Origin of the sequence: Pseudomonas prosekii, assembly GCF_900105155.1 — a bacterium.
Lineage (GTDB): Bacteria > Pseudomonadota > Gammaproteobacteria > Pseudomonadales > Pseudomonadaceae > Aquipseudomonas > Aquipseudomonas prosekii.
In genome coordinates, this window is the sequence record NZ_LT629762.1 from 1,819,496 (window position 1) to 1,836,882 (window position 17,387).

The following is a 17,387-nucleotide window of genomic DNA, read 5'->3' on the forward strand; positions in this document are numbered from 1 at the left end:
TGTCTGATCCCAGAAACACCGGGCACGCCTAACCGGCTGATGAGGTAGCACACAAGATGTTTAGTTTTATTGCCCGCCGACTGGGGTTGTTGATCCCCACGTTCTTCGGCATCACCTTGCTGACTTTCGCGTTGATTCGCATGATCCCTGGCGACCCCGTGGAAGTGATGATGGGCGAACGTCGGGTCGATCCCGAAATGCATGCCCAGGCAATGGAACGCCTTGGTCTGAACAAACCGCTGTATGCCCAATACCTGGACTACATCGGCAAGTTGGCCCACGGCGACCTTGGCGAATCGCTGCGTACCCGTGAAAGCGTCTGGACCGAGTTCAGCTCTCTATTCCCTGCGACCCTGGAACTGTCCATGGCCGCCCTGTTGTTCGCCGGCATCCTGGGCCTGTTGGCCGGGGTGATCGCGGCACTCAAACGAGGATCCCTGTTCGACCATGGGGTGATGGGCATCTCCCTGGCGGGATATTCGATGCCGATCTTCTGGTGGGGCCTGATCCTGATCATGTTCTTCTCCGTGTCACTGGGCTGGACGCCGGTGTCCGGGCGCATCGACCTGCTCTACGACATCGAGCCGCGCACCGGTTTCATGCTGATCGACACCTTGCTGGCGGATGACGTCGGCGCGTTCCTCGATGCGCTGCACCACTTGATCCTGCCCGCCATCGTGCTCGGCACTATCCCGCTGGCGGTGATCGCGCGGATGACCCGTTCGTCGATGCTCGAAGTGCTGCGTGAAGACTACATTCGCACCGCCCGCGCCAAAGGCCTGTCGCCGTCGCGCGTGGTATTCGTCCACGGCCTGCGCAACGCGCTGATTCCGGTGCTGACCGTGGTCGGCCTGCAAGTCGGCACATTGCTTGCCGGTGCGGTCCTGACCGAAACGATTTTCTCGTGGCCGGGCATCGGCAAGTGGCTGATCGAAGCCATTGGCGCCCGGGACTATCCAGTCGTGCAAAACGGCATCCTGCTAATCGCCTGCCTGGTGATTGTGGTCAATTTCGTAGTGGACATCCTCTACGGCTTTGCCAACCCACGCATTCGTCACCAGCGCTGAGATCACATGACCATGACCACTCCAGCTGCAACTTCAAATCAAGCGGTAACAGTCGATCAAAGCCTGCTGTACCCGTCGCCGTACAAAGAATTCTGGCACGCCTTTTCGCGCAACAAAGGGGCGGTCGCCGGCCTGCTGTTCATGATCCTGATCGTGTTCTGCGCGCTGTTCGCACCATGGGTCGCGCCGCATGACCCGAGCGAGCAATACCGCGATTTCCTGCTGACCCCGCCAGCCTGGCTGGAGGGTGGGCAACTGCAATTTCTGCTCGGCACCGATGAACTGGGTCGCGACTTGCTCTCGCGTCTGATCCAGGGTTCGCGCCTGTCGTTGCTGATCGGCTTGTCGTCGGTGGTGATGTCGCTGATTCCGGGGATCCTGCTGGGTCTGTTCGCCGGTTTCTTCCCACGCCTGCTCGGCCCGACCATCATGCGTCTGATGGACATCATGCTGGCCCTGCCGTCGCTGCTGCTGGCCGTGGCGATTGTCGCCATCCTCGGCCCTGGCCTGATCAACACCGTGATCGCAATCGCCGTGGTGTCCCTGCCGTCCTACGTACGTCTGACCCGCGCAGCGGTGATGGGCGAACTGAACCGCGACTACGTGACCGCCGCGCGCCTGGCCGGTGCCGGCCTGCCACGCCTGATGTTCATCACCGTGCTGCCGAACTGCATGGCGCCGCTGATCGTTCAGGCCACTTTGAGCTTCTCCTCGGCGATTCTCGATGCCGCTGCACTGGGCTTCCTCGGTCTTGGCGTACAACCGCCAACCCCTGAGTGGGGCACGATGCTGGCTTCGGCTCGCGACTACATCGAACGCGCCTGGTGGGTGGTAAGTCTGCCTGGTTTGACCATTTTGCTCAGCGTGCTGGCAATCAACTTGATGGGTGACGGCCTGCGCGATGCGCTGGACCCGAAACTCAAGAACGCCGCCTGAGGAGATTCAAATGTCACTGTTAGAAATCAAGAATCTCAACGTTCGTTTCGGCGACGCGACTGCCGTGCCGGTAGTCGATGGCCTCGACATTACCGTGGACAAGGGCGAAGTCCTGGCCATCGTTGGCGAGTCGGGTTCGGGTAAATCCGTGACCATGATGGCGCTGATGGGCCTGATCGAGCACCCGGGGATCGTCACCGCCGACGCGCTGAATTTCGACGGCAAAAACATGCTCAAGCTGAGCAATCGTCAGCGTCGGCAAATCGTCGGCAAAGACTTGGCTATGGTGTTCCAGGACCCGATGACGGCGTTAAACCCGAGCTACACCGTCGGTTTCCAGATCGAAGAAGTGCTGCGCCTGCACCTGAAAATGTCCGGCAAGCAAGCGCGCAAGCGTGCCATCGAGCTGTTGGAAAAAGTTGAAATCCCGGGCGCCGCCAGCCGTATGGACGCCTACCCGCACCAACTGTCGGGCGGTATGAGCCAGCGTGTGGCAATCGCCATGGCAATTGCCGGCGAACCGAAACTGCTGATCGCCGACGAACCGACCACCGCGCTCGACGTGACGATTCAGGCGCAAATCATGGACCTGCTCCTGGCGTTGCAGAAAGAGCAGAACATGGGCCTGGTGCTGATCACGCACGACCTCGCGGTCGTCGCCGAAACCGCTCAGCGCGTGTGCGTGATGTACGCCGGGCAAGCGGTGGAAGTCGGGCAAGTGCCGCAACTGTTCGACATTCCGGCGCACCCGTACAGCGAAGCGCTGCTCAAGGCGATTCCGGAACACAGCCTCGGCGCCACGCGTCTGGCGACGTTGCCGGGCATCGTCCCGGGTCGCTATGACCGTCCGCAAGGTTGCCTGCTGTCGCCGCGCTGCCCGTACGTGCAGGAAAACTGCCGCACCCAGCGCCCGGCCCTTGACCCGAAAAGCAACAGCCTCGCCCGCTGCTTCTACCCGCTGAACCAGGAGGTGGCGTAATGGCCGTCGTACTTACCGCCCGCGACCTGACCCGTCACTACGAAGTGTCCCGTGGTCTGTTCAAGGGCCACGCGACCGTGCGCGCGCTTAACGGCGTGTCGTTCGAACTGGAAGCCGGCAAGACCCTCGCCGTCGTCGGCGAATCGGGTTGCGGCAAATCGACCTTGGCCCGCGCGCTGACGCTGATCGAAGAGCCATCCTCGGGCTCGTTGAAAATCGCCGGCCAGGAAGTCGCCGGTGCCGACAAGGCGCAACGCAAGCAACTGCGCAAAGACGTGCAGATGGTGTTCCAGAGCCCGTACGCCTCGCTCAATCCTCGGCAGAAAGTCGGTGATCAACTCGCCGAGCCGCTGCTGATCAACACCAATCTTTCCGCCGCCGAACGCCGCGAAAAGGTCCAGGCGATGATGAAGCAGGTCGGCTTGCGTCCCGAGCATTACCAGCGTTATCCGCACATGTTCTCCGGCGGCCAGCGTCAGCGGATCGCCCTGGCGCGGGCGATGATGCTGCAACCGAAAGTGCTGGTGGCGGACGAACCGACCTCGGCGCTGGACGTGTCGATTCAGGCGCAGGTGCTGAACCTGTTCATGGATTTGCAGCAAGAGTTCAACACCGCATACGTGTTCATCTCGCACAACCTGGCGGTGGTGCAGCACGTTGCCGATGATGTGATGGTGATGTACCTCGGTCGCCCGGTGGAAATGGGCCCGAAGAACGACATCTACGAGCGTCCGCTGCACCCGTACACCCAGGCGCTGCTGTCGGCGACCCCGACTATTCACCCGGACCCGAACAAGCCGAAAATCAAGATCGTCGGCGAGTTGCCAAATCCGCTGAATCCGCCGTCGGGCTGCGCGTTCCACAAGCGTTGCCCGTATGCGACTGAGCGTTGCAGCACTGAAGAGCCGGTGTTGCGCTTGCTCGATAATCGTCAGGTGGCTTGCCACTACGCGGAGCAATTTCTGGAAAAAGGCGCGGCGTAAGGAAATTGTGCGAGTGAGCGAGCGGGTGTCAGTCGATTTTCAGGCGCCTGATGGATTGCTATCGCGAGCAAGCTCGCTCCCACAGGTTTCGCGCTGACAAGTAATGTGTTTGGTTTTACCGACCTCTTCCGCCTCGATTGCGCATCAATCCGGGCGGAAGGGGTTTTCTTTTGCCGGCGATTTACGTTTGGCTATCGCCTTCGTCTTCGTCAGTCATGGTGTCGTCATCGTCAGCGCTACCGCCCTGCCCTTGGTCACCGGGCTCGGATTCAGACTTGGCGATCATAGGGTCAGCGTGGCTCACCTGCCCGCTCGCCGCTTGCTTGTCGTGGCCCGGACACTCCGCCCACGCCCCCGCCGACACGCCGACGGACATCATCACCAACACCTTCAGAAACAGCACAACGCGTTGAAAAATGCTCATAGCCGATTCCATCCTTTCTGAGATGCAGCATAAGTGCCTGACGGCGCATGACCCGAGTGCCGTGGCGCTGAATAAAATCTAGTTCCGATCGGCCGGGTTCTCCAGATAGGACGCTAGCGGACAGGCAGAAATGCCGCTACAGGGCAGATTGGTTTGGAATAATGGCTATGCCGAAAAGATCAAAATCATGGACCGCTGCATTTAGGTCATTCCGAACACCACGACAAAGGCCAATGCCATGGATCTGTCGCAAACATTGCTACAACTTGAACAACGCCTCCTGTCACAGACTACCCGGCGCGATGCTGAAGAAATCTCACGCCTGCTCGCCGACGACTTCATCGAATTCGGCGCCAGCGGCAGCGTCTGGAATAAGGCCGACGTGGTTGCGCAATTACCGCTCCAGCCCTTCTCTCAACGCTCTATCAGCGAGTTCACAGCCAGGCAACTGTCGGAAGACACCGCCCTGGTGACTTACCGCTGTCACAACATCGCCATCGGCCAGCGCTCCCCCGCCAACAGCCTGCGCAGTTCGATCTGGCGCAAGCAGGGCGAGCAGTGGCAGATGGTTTTCCACCAGGGAACATTTGCCCCACAGGGCTGACGTCCAATCAATTGATCGTTCCCACGCTCTGCGTGGGAACGAGCAAATTCCGTGCAACAAAAAACCCCGCAACTTTCGCAACGGGGTTTTGAGCGCACACCTCACAGCCCGTAGGAGCAAAGCTTGCTCGCGATGGCGATTTCAAAACCACCATCACCAGCAAGCCCTAAACCTCACAAATCAATGATGCTCACGGGTCGCACGGAATTTCACGTCCGGCCAACGCTCTTCCATCAGTGCCAGGTTGACCCGGGTCGGGGCCAGGTAGGTCAGGTGACCGCCGCCGTCGATAGCCAGGTTTTCCACAGCCTTGACGCTGAATTCTTCGAGCTTCTTCTTATCGCTGCAATCGATCCAGCGCGCGGAGTACACGGTGATCGGCTCGTAGGAGCATTCGACCTTGTATTCCTCTTTCAAGCGGCTGGCGACCACATCGAACTGCAGCACACCGACGGCGCCGAGGATGATGTCGTTGCTGCGCGTCGGGAAGAACACCTGCGTTGCGCCCTCTTCGGCCAGTTGTTGCAAACCTTGGCGCAGTTGTTTGGATTTCAGCGGATCGCGCAGACGTACACGTCGGAACAGTTCCGGGGCGAAGTGCGGGATGCCGGTGAAACCGAGGACTTCGCCTTCGGTGAAGGTGTCGCCGATCTGGATCGTGCCGTGGTTGTGCAAACCGATAATGTCGCCGGCAAACGCTTCTTCCAGTTGCTCACGCTCGGAAGAGAAGAACGTCAGCGCATCGCCGATCCGCACGTCTTTGCCGGTGCGCACGTGGCGCATCTTCATGCCTTTTTCGTACTTGCCCGAGCAGATCCGCATGAACGCGATACGGTCGCGGTGTTTCGGGTCCATGTTCGCCTGGATCTTGAACACGAAACCGGCGAATTTTTCTTCAATCGGCTCCACGGTGCGCTCGTTGGCGACACGAGCCAGAGGCTTCGGCGCCCAATTGACCACGGCGTCGAGCACGTGATCGACACCAAAGTTGCCCAAAGCGGTACCGAAGAACACCGGGGTCAGTTGGCCGTCGAGGAATTCCTGTTGATTGAATTCGTGACAGGCGCCCTGCACCAGTTCCAGCTGATCGACGAAGCGATCGTACTCATCGCCCAAATGCGCGCGCGCTTCGTCGGAATCGAGCTTCTCGATGATTCTGACTTCGGTGCGCTCGTGGCCGTGGCCGGCGGTGTAGACAATGATGTAGTCGTCGGCGAGGTGATAAACGCCTTTGAAATCGCGGTAGCAACCGATCGGCCAGGTGATCGGCGCAGCCTTGATCTTGAGTACCGCTTCGATTTCGTCGAGCAGTTCGATCGGGTCGCGGATGTCACGGTCGAGTTTGTTGATGAAGCTGACAATCGGCGTGTCGCGCAGACGGCAGACGTCCATCAGCGCGATGGTGCGTGGCTCGACCCCTTTACCGCCGTCGAGGACCATCAATGCCGAGTCGACCGCGGTCAGGGTGCGGTAGGTATCTTCGGAGAAGTCTTCGTGGCCCGGGGTGTCGAGCAGGTTGATCATGTGGTCGCGATACGGGAACTGCATGACCGACGTGGTAATGGAAATACCACGCTGCTTTTCCATTTCCATCCAGTCGGAGGTGGCATGGCGGTCGGACTTGCGTGACTTCACCGTGCCCGCAATCGCAATCGCCTTGCCCATCAGCAAGAGCTTCTCGGTAATGGTGGTTTTACCGGCATCGGGGTGGGAAATAATGGCGAAAGTGCGGCGTTTCGCGACTTCGGCGGCCTGTTTGGTCATGGGAAATCGCCTGGCAGGTGATTCAAAAAAGGGCGGCGAGTATAGCCCAAAACACAACCTCCAAACCACCGTTCGCCCATGTAGCAGCTGCCGAGCCCGCGAGGCTGCGTTCGGCGACGAAGTCGTCGTAAAACCAGACGCACGGTGTATCAGGCAGACCGCGACAGGTGAATTGATGAAGGCTTTGACACGGGACGCAGCCTCGCAGGCTCGGCCGCTGCTGCATCGGGCAATCGAGATTTAAGGTGGCTAATTGCTGCCAAGTATGGAACCTTTTAAAAGGTGCAGACGTCCACTCCCCTGCTACAGAACTCGTGCAGGGGCTGAAAAATCAGCAAGTTAGCCTGACGAGGCTGCGCTTATGGCTTGATCTCATGCGGTTTTACCAGCATGAAGAGCTGCTTCTCGCGAACGTTGATTGCCCCGGCAGCCAGTAATGGCATTGCCACAAGGGACTGCGTTCGCCGACCAAGAAAAAAAAGGAGTCCGCCTGTGGCTATTCGCTATGGCAAGGGGCTTATTGGAGGTGCGGTTGTCGTCGCACTCCTGGCCCTGCTGGTCCATTGGATTGGCATCAACACGATCGAACATTACCGCGACGATTTGTTGTTTTACCTGCAAGCTCATCTGATTCTCGTCCTCGCTTCCATGCTGGCCGCCCTTGTAGTGGGCATTCCCGCCGGTATCTTCCTCAGCCGCCCGACCATGGTGGGCCGCGCTGAACGTTTCATGCAGATCTTCAACATCGGCAACACCGTGCCGCCTCTCGCCGTACTGGCCATCGCCCTGGGGATTCTGGGCATCGGCAGCGGTCCTGCGATCTTCGCCCTGTTCCTCGCCTCGCTGTTGCCGATCGTGCGCAACACCTATGAAGGCCTGAAAAACGTCCAGGGTTCCCTCAAGGAAGCCGCCGTCGGCATCGGCATGACGCCCAACCAAGTGTTGTGGCGAGTCGAATTGCCCAACGCCGTGCCGATCATCATCGGTGGCGTGCGCGTGGCCCTGGCGATCAACGTCGGCACCGCACCGTTGGCCTTCCTGATTGGCGCCAACAGCCTGGGCAGCCTGATTTTCCCTGGCATTGCCCTGAACAATCAGCCGCAACTGTTGCTCGGCGCGGCGTGCACCGCCCTGCTGGCCTTGCTGCTCGACGGTCTGGTGACACTCACCAGCCGCCTCTGGCTCGAACGCGGCCTGCGCGCGTCTTAAGCCTCGGCAAAGGAATTGATATGAAACGATTGACCTTGTTACTGGGCTGCGCCCTGCTGTTCGCAGGATTTGCCCAAGCCGCTGAAAAACCGCTGATCCGCATCGGCGCCCGGGTGTTCACCGAACAGACCCTGCTCGCTGAAATCACTTCGCAATACCTGCGCACCAAAGGCTACGACACCCAAGTGACCGGCGGTCTGGGCAGCAACCTCGCCCGCAGCGCTCAGGAAAGCGGCCAACTGGACCTGCTTTGGGAATACACCGGCGTGTCGCTGGTGGCGTACAACCACATCACTGAAAAGCTCGACAGCGCGCAGTCTTACGCGAAGGTGAAAGAGCTCGACGCGCAAAAAGGCCTGGTCTGGCTCAGCCCGTCGAAGTTCAGCAATACCTACGCCCTGGCATTGCCGGATACCACGGCCAAGGCTTATCCGCAGATCAACACCATCAGCGAATTGAACACGGTGATGCAGGCTGAGGCGAAGACCAACCACCTCGTCGCCCTCGACACCGAGTTTGCCAACCGTTCCGACGGCATGGCCGGCATGGTCGAGCTCTATGGCATGAACCTGACCCGGAAAAACACGCGCCAGATGGACGCGGGCCTGGTCTACACCGCGCTGCGTAATGGCCAGGTGTTTGCCGGGCTGGTCTACACCACTGACGGTCGCTTGAACGCTTTCAAACTCAAGCTGCTCGAAGACGACAAGCATTACTTCCCGGACTACACCGCCGCGCCAGTGGTGCGTCAGGTCTACCTCGACGCGCATCCCAAGTTGGCTGAAGAGCTCAAGCCGCTGGCCGAGCTGTTCGACGACGCGACCATGCGTGCGTTGAATGCGCGGGTCGATGTCGATCACGAAAGTCCGTCATCCGTTGCCGCAGATTTCCTGCGCCAGCATCCACTCAACTAAGAAGGAAAAGACATGGAATTTCTGAACGCCTTTTCCCATCTCGACTGGCCGCTGGTGCTGCAACTGACCTGGCAGCACATCACGCTGGTCGGCATCGCCGTGACATTGGCCATCGTCGTCGGCGTGCCGCTGGGCGTGTTAATGACGCGCTTCCCGTCGCTGGCCGGCCCGTTGCAAGCGAGCGCCACGGTGCTGCTGACCGTGCCGTCGATCGCGCTGTTCGGTTTGCTGCTGCCGTTCTACTCCAAGTTCGGCCAGGGCCTGGGCCCGATGCCGGCGATCACTGCAGTATTTCTCTATTCGCTGCTGCCGATCATGCGCAACACCTATTTGGCGCTGACCGGCGTCGAACCGGGCATTCGTGAAGCCGCGCGCGGCATCGGCATGACCTTCGGCCAGCGCTTGCGCATGGTTGAACTGCCGATTGCGGTGCCAGTGATTCTAGCTGGCGTACGCACCGCCGTGGTCATGAACATCGGTGTCATGACCATCGCCGCGACCATCGGCGCCGGTGGCCTCGGTGTCCTCATTCTCGCTTCAATCAGCCGCAGCGACATGTCGATGCTCATCGTCGGCGCCGTGCTGGTCAGTCTCCTGGCCATCTTCGCCGACCTGCTTCTGCAATGGCTGCAACGCACGCTGACTCCAAAAGGATTACTCAAATGATCGAACTTCAAAACCTCAGCAAGACCTTCCAAAGCAACGGCAAAGATGTGAAAGCCGTGGACTCGGTAAGCCTGACCGTCAATGAAGGCGAAATCTGTGTGTTCCTCGGGCCATCGGGCTGCGGCAAAAGCACCACGCTGAAAATGATCAACCGCTTGATCAAGCCGACTTCCGGCAAGATCCTGATCAACGGCGAAGACACCACCGACCTCGACGCCGTGACCCTGCGCCGCAACATCGGTTATGTGATCCAGCAGATCGGTCTGTTCCCGAACATGACCATCGAAGAAAACATCACCATCGTTCCGCGCCTGCTGGGCTGGGACAAACAGAAATGCCACGACCGCGCCCGCGAGTTGATGAGCATGATCAAGCTTGAGCCCAAGCAGTATCTGACGCGTTACCCGCGTGAGTTGTCCGGCGGCCAGCAACAGCGGATCGGCGTGATTCGCGCACTGGCGGCGGATGCTCCGCTGTTGCTGATGGATGAGCCGTTCGGCGCGGTCGACCCGATCAACCGCGAGATGATCCAGAACGAGTTCTTCGAGATGCAGCGCGCGCTGAACAAGACCGTGATCATGGTCAGCCACGACATCGACGAGGCGATCAAGCTCGGCGACAAGATTGCGATCTTCCGCGCTGGCAAGCTGTTGCAGATCGACCACCCGGACACGCTGCTCGCACACCCGGCGGACGACTTTGTCAGCAACTTCGTCGGCCAGGACAGCACGCTCAAGCGTCTGTTGCTGGTGAAGGCTGAAGACGCTGCGGACAACGCGCCGTCGGTGAGCCCGGAAACCCCGGTGGCCGAGGCGCTGGAGCTGATGGACGAATTGGACCGTCGTTACGTGGTGGTCACCGATGGCGAGAACAAAGCGCTCGGTTATGTCCGTCGTCGCGACTTGCACCGCCAGACCGGTACGTGCGCGCAATACCTGCGCGAGTTCAACGCCACGGCGGCGTTCGACGAGCATTTGCGCATCCTGTTGTCGCGCATGTACGAGTTCAACCGCTCGTGGCTGCCGGTGATGGACGCCGAACGGGTGTTCCTCGGTGAAGTGACGCAGGAATCGATTGCCGAGTACCTGAGCTCGGGTAAATCGCGTGGCGGCAAGACCAGCATCGTTTCGCCCGCCGAGACTGCTGTCGCCTGATCTGACCCTGTGGAAAAACAGCTCCCTGTGGCGAGGGGGCTTGCCCCCGTTGGGCTGCGAAGCGGTCCTGAAACCGGAGAATGCGGTTGTTCTGATAGACCGCATCATCTGGTTCTACGACTGCTGCGCAGCCGAACGGGGGCAAGCCCCCTCGCCACAAAAGCAATGCAAATCCCATCAGATTTCCCTGTTCAGGGAACATCACACTGTCACGCAGGTCGGTTACATCAGTACCTGTGGGGCATCACACGACGAAAGCATGCAAAAACGCGACATTTTTTGTTGCATCTCATCCCCCTCACGCCCTAAAGTTCGCGCCGAACGTCCATGCTGGAAACGATCCATCCGGCTCAAGTACTGACGACGAGACAGCAAGGTCCCCCGAGGCGCAGCGCCCGGGAGACCTTTTTGCTTTCGGCGACATGCCTTGGGAAGTAGGCGAACCAAAGTGGGGATACGGAGGGCGTTCATTTGCACCCATTGATCAATCAGTTTGCCACCAGGAGTTCCCAGCATGTCGATCAACGTCGATGACTATTTCGAGCGCGAAACCTTCCAGAAAATGAAGGCGTTCGCCGACAAGCAAGAAACCCCGTTCGTGGTGATCGACACCGCGATGATCAGCAAGGCCTACGACGACCTGCGCGCCGGTTTCGAATTCGCCAAGGTCTACTACGCCGTCAAAGCCAACCCGGCGGTGGAAATCATCGACCTGCTCAAAGATAAAGGCTCGAACTTCGACATCGCCTCGATCTACGAGCTCGACAAAGTGATGAACCAGGGCGTTGGCCCGGAGCGCATCAGCTACGGCAACACCATCAAGAAATCCAAAGACATTCGCTACTTCTACGACAAGGGCGTGCGCCTGTACGCGACCGACTCCGAAGCCGACCTGCGCAACATTGCCAAGGCTGCACCGGGTTCGAAAGTCTACGTGCGCATCCTCACCGAAGGCTCGACCACGGCTGACTGGCCACTGTCGCGCAAATTCGGCTGCCAGACCGACATGGCCATGGACCTGCTGATCCTCGCCCGCGACCTCGGCCTGGTGCCTTACGGCATCTCGTTCCACGTCGGTTCGCAACAGCGCGACATCAGCGTCTGGGACGCCGCGATTGCCAAGGTCAAAGTGATCTTCGAGCGTTTGAAAGAAGAAGACGGCATCGTCCTCAAGTTGATCAACATGGGCGGCGGCTTCCCGGCCAACTACATCACCCGCACCAACAGCCTGGAAACCTACGCCGAAGAAATCATCCGTTTCCTCAAGGAAGACTTCGGTGACGACTTGCCGGAAATCATTCTCGAACCGGGCCGTTCGTTGATCGCCAACGCCGGCATTCTGGTCAGCGAAGTGGTGTTGGTCGCACGTAAGTCGCGTACCGCCGTCGAGCGTTGGGTTTATACCGATGTGGGCAAGTTCTCCGGCCTGATCGAAACCATGGACGAAGCCATCAAGTTCCCGATCTGGACCGAGAAGAAAGGCGAGATGGAAGAAGTGGTTATCGCCGGCCCGACCTGCGACAGCGCCGACATCATGTATGAAAACTACAAGTACGGTCTGCCGCTGAACCTGGCGATTGGTGATCGTATGTACTGGTTGTCGACCGGTGCCTACACCACCAGTTACAGCGCCGTCGAGTTCAATGGCTTCCCGCCGCTGAAGTCGTTTTACGTGTAACTGACGTTTCGGATCACCGCGCGAGATAAAAAACCCATGACAGTGTCATGGGTTTTTTTATCGCACAGGTTTTGTCAGAAGACTCTGGCCATCTTCAACAGCTGGTCAGACATTGATTTGACTTCATTCAGTGAGCCGGTGATCAATGGCATCGATGCCTTGGCGCGCATCATTGTTTGATGTGGATGATGAGTGGCCAGCGACTGTTTGGCTTCATCAAGCATATAAGTCCAGCGATAACAGAAATCGCTGAGATTGCCGACGGCAATACTGACCTTTCGGTAAAGGTCATTCAAACGGGCCATGTGCGCCTCGGCCATTTGCCGCCGTTGCCATTGCGGATACGGTTGGCCTGGATCGTAGTCCATACCGGGCAATCCGATCCGACCCAAAGTGTAATAAGCCTCAATCTTGGACATCGGCCCCTCGGTGCTTAACGGCAATGTCAGTGATTCAATGAACCGAATGAAAATACTATGGATCGATGCTTCAAGTTGAGTCACCTGCACCTTGAAGTCGGTCACTGCATTTTGGCAACGTTCAAGCCGCGCATAGAGTTCGCGCAGCACCTCAATAATATTGGCACGCGGTGCATTGCCCCAGCCGGTAGACCTGACCACCGCAAACTGCAGAGGATCAATCGCCGAAATTGCCGAACGCCGATTCGCGCTGACACTGACAACCACCTGAAACTGGCGAATAAAGCCACTCACCTCTTCCAACGTCCGGGCGGATACTTTGCCCAGGCAAGGCACGGTAATACCGATTGCGCGCCAACACACAGCGTTGTCACGCGCGACCTGGATCAGTGCCTGAGAATCGGGCCGTGGCAGCAATGTGTACCCGGAGCGGGCGACTGAATCTGAAAACCGGTTGATCTCTTGAAGTGAAGTGGGCAAGTCGTTCAAAAAAACAACGTATTGCTTTAACGAGGCAAAATTCTTTTCTGCCAATAAATAATCCAGCATTAGTCTCTCCTTGACCTGATAAAACCTCGACTGCCAGCGTCAAGTTCCACACTGGCAGCGCGAGATCAATGGTGGATCAACGCATTGGCATCGATACTGGCGCAAGAAACCTGATGAACAACGCTGCCTGAGCCTTGAATGCGTTGGTCATAGTTTCGATATCGGTGAATTGCGCCGGAGCGGTGGCGGTCAGAAATTGCTGATAGGCGTTCACTGCGCCGCCGTAGATATCGGCATATGTCTGGCGCGAGTCTTCAATCAAAAGAATGGCCTGCAAATACTTCATCCTGCCTAGCGAGGCCTGAATGATCGAGTTCTCGACATCGACCTTCTCGACCTGGGCATCAATCTTCAGTTTCAACTTGTCGCTCTCACGAAGCATGTCGATGAAAGCAATCGACTTGCTCGCGTCGATCAACGTTTTCTTCAATTGTTCGATTGCCATCATCACCAACTGTATCTCTGGAGGCGCAAGGCCCAACTGAGTGACTTTACTCAGCGTCAGTTCAATATCCTTGGCAAGGTCTTCGATGCCTGCCTTTTGCAGCGTAGCAACGGCATCGGAAAGAATTTGACGTTCATCTCGCAGAGCCTGCAACTGTACTTGCAGCTCAGCGAGTTGGTCTTTCGCGACTTGTTCGTCGTGAGCGAAATCAGCAAGGTAAGTCTGGACCAGACGACGATCAAATGAATCGCTGATGTTCCCAAGACATCCCTGAAGCCTGGCCGAATGAACTTTGATGGTCGCGGCTGCGCGCTGAAGAAGTTGCCGGCGATCACCGTCAATTTCCTCGATCACTAGAGGGTCGCTTTCGCCCAAGCGCTCCTGTTCCAGGCTTTCAAGTGACTCCAACAATGTTTCGAGTTCGTATTTACTGGTTTGGCTAGCGCTCTGTAACGCGCTGCTGCCCTGGCCAACCTCTTTGACGATGCTATCGAAGCGACCAAACAAATCCGGCAAATAACCGAGTTTTACCTGCCAGCCGTGTGCCTGAGTGCGGGCACCACGCATTTGTCCGTGACTGGCACTCAAGGTCGCCAGATCCAACGGTGGATAAGCGGCGTTAAATAAACTGACAACTTTCATCGAGCGTGCTCCCACCAGGTTATTGCGCGAATATTCTTCCTGAGCTTCCTTGAACACCTGAATCAGCGCGTCGGCATCGGTCTCGATTTTCTTCCATGGATTGACCACCAGCCTGAATTGCGTAATGAATTGCCGCAGGGACAATGCGTTATTGATGGTGGCAATAGCTTTGGAAGAATTTTCAACGGCGATGTACAAGAGATTCCAGGTATAGATGAGGTTTTTCGTTGCAATGTCGGCATCGATCGCCACGATTTCCAGACTTTGCAAGTCATGCTTTACTCGCGCCAGGGAACCCAGCGTCTGATTCATGTTATTGAGTCGCAGAATGTCTTGATCCTGGACCGCATACAGCTCATTACGCGCCGCCCGGATGTTCTCCGCCTCAACCCCCATGTAGATGGCCATCGCCAAACCAACTATGTTCATACCCGCTGCCGCTTTCAGTGCTTCCTGGACGGCGGCCTTGTACTCGGTATTCTTCAGTTCGATTTCCTTGGCGCGGTCATCAATTTGCGTCTGGAGCCGTTTGATCTCTGCCGACAAGGTATTTTTCTGGATCAAACCAACTCTGTGCTGGATGCCGGGCAGAATATATTCCTGAAGATCCGAACCAAACGCATCGAGGTCGGTCTTGATACCTTTGGTAACTTGCAGGTTTTTCTCGACCTCTTCGAAGATTCGATCAAGGAAATAACCCAAGTCACTCAGCGTATCGCTCTCCAGTTGAAGACCGGGAAACTTGTCACCCAACTCAAGCTCCACCAGCCTGAGTTGTTCAAGGGTTTTAACATCCCGTGCGTCCAACAGTTTTCCAGCCCTGACGTCGGAATAAACCTCTTCAATTGAAGCACTGTAAGTCAACATGCTTGTAGCAAAGTTACTGAGACCACGACCGGTCATCATGATGCGTTCGCGCAAGTCCGTCCAACGCGCGGCATGGTTGTGAGTATTGAGGAACGTGGTCAGGAAATCCGCAGGCGACAGGCCCGGCCCGCCATCTTGACCGACACCGAAGCGCAAGTAATCGGTCACATCTTTCAAGTTGCGCGGGAGTCTGAAAGCCGCCGCTTGATACTTGTGCAGGTCGATAATTTGTTTCTTGGTCAACAACAGTCCCGTGGCGCGGACTTCGCTGTTGGCGTCTGACGCCGAAGCATTGATCAAGCGTGCCGGAGCCTCTGCCGCGTACTGCATGATCTGATCGGGAGACGCGTTCTTCAGAGCACCATCCCACAAGTTATTAGCAGACATAATTATTCCTTTAATTAGTCAAAATGAGTTATCAAACAATAAAATGCGCAGCGGGAGTTTCAACTGAACCCAAACTTCGCGATCTGAATAGAACACAACATGACACGACGCAGAAGTGCGGAATCAAGAAAATATATTTATAAAAGATTCCAACTAACTATTAATGGCAGCGAAGCCAGTTGTCACTCGCCCAGTTGCTTGGCCGCCCGTGCGCGATATTCCACCGCCATGGCTTGCACTTGCGCGTGCGGCGCGCTCGACAATGTTTGTGCAGCGTTAACCAGAAATGCCGAATGCCCCGCGAGCATTGCCCGGCGATACCACTCCAGGGCTTCTTCGATGTGCGAGAGTTCCACCAGAACACTGGCGTAACTGAATTGCCCACGAAAATCGCCGCCCAGCGCCGAACGTCGATACCAGTCAAACGCGGTCACCGGATCGGCCGGGCAATACCGGCCTTCCTCCAGATAACGTCCGAGCAAGTTCATCGATTTCGCATGGCCCAACTCCGCCGCGCGGCGATACAGGCTCAATGCTTGCGCCTGATCTTCAACAACGCCGCGCCCGGTCGCCAGCAGGTTGGCGTAGTTGTACATCGCCCAATCCAGGCCGCTTTCAGCTGCAACACGATAATGCGTGGCGGCAATCGAAGCATCGGCAGTGCAACCCCAGCCATGCTCTTGGCAGCGCCCGAGCATGTTGCGCGCCATCAGGTGACCGCCGTTGGCGGCGATGGCGAACCAGCGCACGGCCAGCGGCTGATCCTGCGCGATGCCCAGCCCGTCGAGGAGGATTTGCCCGAGCAAGGCCTGGGCGTCGAGCACGCCTTCACGCGCGGCGATCAGGATTGCCTGGGCGGCGCGCGCGGGGCTTTCTTCGAGCATGGCTTTGAGCTGGTCGCCGTCGAGGACTTCCTCGCGGCGCAAATGGAAGGTCATACCTCGACCCAGCGCCGCAGCAAGTTGTGATAGGTGCCGGTGAGGCGGATCAGCGAAGGATGGTCGGGCATGTCCTGGGTCAGTTGCTGGATCGCGCCGTCCATTTCATAGAGCAAGGCGCGTTGGCTGTCTTCGCGGACCAGGCTTTGCGTCCAGAAAAATGCGGCATAACGCGCGCCACGCGTGACGGCGTTGACCTTGTGCAAACTGCTGCCGGGGTACAGGACCATGTCGCCGGCCGGCAACTTCACGCGTTGCGTGCCGAAAGTGTCGTGGATTTCCAGTTCGCCGCCGTCGTAATCCTCCGGCTCGCTGAAAAACAGCGTCGCCGACAGGTCGGTGCGCACCCGCTCGATGCTGCCCTTGGGCTGACGCACGGCGTTGTCGATATGAAAGTCGAAACTGCCGCCCGCCGTGTAGCAATTCAGCAGCGGCGGGAACACCTTGTGCGGCAGCGCCGCCGACATGAACTGCGGGTTGGCCCACAACCGCTCAAGCAGCGCCGCGCCGATTTCCTTGGCCAGCGGATGACCTTCAGGCAACTGCAAGTTGTGCTTGGCTTTGGCCGACTGGAAACCCGCGGTGATTTTGCCGTCGGCCCAATCGGCCTGCTCCAGCGCCTTGCGAATGCGCTGCACTTCTTCTTTCGCGAACACGCCGGGAATGTGCAGCAACATGACAACGACACCAGAACTCGAAGGGGCGCCAATGGTATTGATTCTTATTGACTGTGTAAAACCCCGCAGACGAACGAATCAGCAG

The 17,387-nt window shown here is 57.9% G+C and carries 16 protein-coding genes; 10 read left to right on the forward strand and 6 right to left on the reverse strand.

Annotated features, from left to right (window positions below; translation table 11 throughout):
- Positions 1-56 precede the first annotated feature (56 nt).
- The 4 genes from BLU01_RS08470 to BLU01_RS08485 are packed head-to-tail and all read left to right on the forward strand — an operon-like array spanning position 57 to position 3,965.
- Entirely contained in the window at positions 57-1,067 is a 1,011-nt protein-coding gene (locus tag BLU01_RS08470) for an ABC transporter permease subunit (protein ID WP_092273383.1), read from the forward strand.
- 12 nt (positions 1,068-1,079) lie between these two features.
- Positions 1,080-2,003 carry an ABC transporter permease subunit gene (locus tag BLU01_RS08475; RefSeq protein ID WP_092281525.1) on the forward strand — a complete coding sequence of 308 codons (924 nt, stop codon included), beginning with the start codon at positions 1,080-1,082 and terminating at the stop codon, positions 2,001-2,003.
- Between the two features lie 10 nt (positions 2,004-2,013).
- Complete coding sequence (locus BLU01_RS08480) at positions 2,014-2,982, forward strand: ABC transporter ATP-binding protein (RefSeq protein WP_092273386.1); 969 nt, start codon at positions 2,014-2,016, stop codon at positions 2,980-2,982.
- Positions 2,982-3,965 carry a peptide ABC transporter ATP-binding protein gene (locus BLU01_RS08485; RefSeq protein ID WP_092273389.1) on the forward strand — a complete coding sequence of 328 codons (984 nt, stop codon included), beginning with the start codon at positions 2,982-2,984 and terminating at the stop codon, positions 3,963-3,965. Before BLU01_RS08480 ends, BLU01_RS08485 begins: the two co-directional genes overlap by 1 nt.
- Before the next feature lie 181 nt (positions 3,966-4,146).
- Here BLU01_RS08485 and BLU01_RS08490 read toward each other — a convergent pair whose 3' ends face one another.
- Complete coding sequence (locus BLU01_RS08490) at positions 4,147-4,389, reverse strand: hypothetical protein (protein WP_092273392.1); 243 nt, start codon at positions 4,387-4,389, stop codon at positions 4,147-4,149.
- A gap of 238 nt (positions 4,390-4,627) precedes the next feature.
- Between BLU01_RS08490 and BLU01_RS08495 the strand changes: the two genes are divergently transcribed.
- Entirely contained in the window at positions 4,628-4,993 is a 366-nt protein-coding gene (locus BLU01_RS08495; RefSeq protein WP_092273395.1) for a nuclear transport factor 2 family protein, read from the forward strand.
- A gap of 180 nt (positions 4,994-5,173) precedes the next feature.
- On the opposite strand, the gene BLU01_RS08500 is transcribed toward BLU01_RS08495, so the two are convergent.
- Positions 5,174-6,757, reverse strand: coding sequence for a peptide chain release factor 3 (locus tag BLU01_RS08500; RefSeq protein WP_092273398.1), 1,584 nt, complete (start codon positions 6,755-6,757; stop codon positions 5,174-5,176).
- 492 nt (positions 6,758-7,249) lie between these two features.
- Here BLU01_RS08500 and BLU01_RS08505 point away from each other — a divergent pair, with 492 nt between their 5' ends.
- The 5 genes from BLU01_RS08505 (at position 7,250) to BLU01_RS08525 (ending at position 12,378) form a co-directional block, all read left to right on the forward strand.
- Positions 7,250-7,966, forward strand: coding sequence for an ABC transporter permease (locus BLU01_RS08505; protein WP_092273401.1), 717 nt, complete (start codon positions 7,250-7,252; stop codon positions 7,964-7,966).
- Between the two features lie 20 nt (positions 7,967-7,986).
- Positions 7,987-8,880 carry a glycine betaine ABC transporter substrate-binding protein gene (locus tag BLU01_RS08510; RefSeq protein WP_092273404.1) on the forward strand — a complete coding sequence of 298 codons (894 nt, stop codon included), beginning with the start codon at positions 7,987-7,989 and terminating at the stop codon, positions 8,878-8,880.
- Between the two features lie 12 nt (positions 8,881-8,892).
- Positions 8,893-9,546 carry an ABC transporter permease gene (locus tag BLU01_RS08515; protein ID WP_092273408.1) on the forward strand — a complete coding sequence of 218 codons (654 nt, stop codon included), beginning with the start codon at positions 8,893-8,895 and terminating at the stop codon, positions 9,544-9,546.
- Entirely contained in the window at positions 9,543-10,700 is a 1,158-nt protein-coding gene (locus BLU01_RS08520) for an osmoprotectant ABC transporter ATP-binding protein OsmV (RefSeq protein WP_033058082.1), read from the forward strand. The genes BLU01_RS08515 and BLU01_RS08520 overlap by 4 nt, the downstream gene beginning before the upstream one ends.
- A 514-nt stretch (positions 10,701-11,214) precedes the next feature.
- Positions 11,215-12,378 carry a type III PLP-dependent enzyme gene (locus BLU01_RS08525; protein WP_092273411.1) on the forward strand — a complete coding sequence of 388 codons (1,164 nt, stop codon included), beginning with the start codon at positions 11,215-11,217 and terminating at the stop codon, positions 12,376-12,378.
- A gap of 74 nt (positions 12,379-12,452) precedes the next feature.
- Here the strand turns inward: BLU01_RS08525 and BLU01_RS08530 are convergent, their stop codons facing one another.
- From BLU01_RS08530 to BLU01_RS08545, 4 genes are all read right to left on the reverse strand, one after another.
- A complete protein-coding gene (locus BLU01_RS08530) occupies positions 12,453-13,346 on the reverse strand; it encodes a hypothetical protein (protein ID WP_092273414.1) in 894 nt (297 codons plus the stop codon).
- A 76-nt stretch (positions 13,347-13,422) separates the two neighbouring features.
- Complete coding sequence (locus BLU01_RS08535; protein ID WP_092273417.1) at positions 13,423-15,687, reverse strand: alpha-xenorhabdolysin family binary toxin subunit A; 2,265 nt, start codon at positions 15,685-15,687, stop codon at positions 13,423-13,425.
- Between the two features lie 182 nt (positions 15,688-15,869).
- On the reverse strand, positions 15,870-16,625 hold the full coding sequence (locus BLU01_RS08540) for a tetratricopeptide repeat protein (RefSeq protein WP_092273420.1): 756 nt from the start codon (positions 16,623-16,625) through the stop codon (positions 15,870-15,872).
- Positions 16,622-17,302 (reverse strand): Fe2+-dependent dioxygenase, encoded by a 681-nt coding sequence (locus BLU01_RS08545; protein WP_092273423.1) that lies wholly within the window; start codon positions 17,300-17,302, stop codon positions 16,622-16,624. The genes BLU01_RS08540 and BLU01_RS08545 overlap by 4 nt, the downstream gene beginning before the upstream one ends.
- Positions 17,303-17,387: the final 85 nt, after the last annotated feature.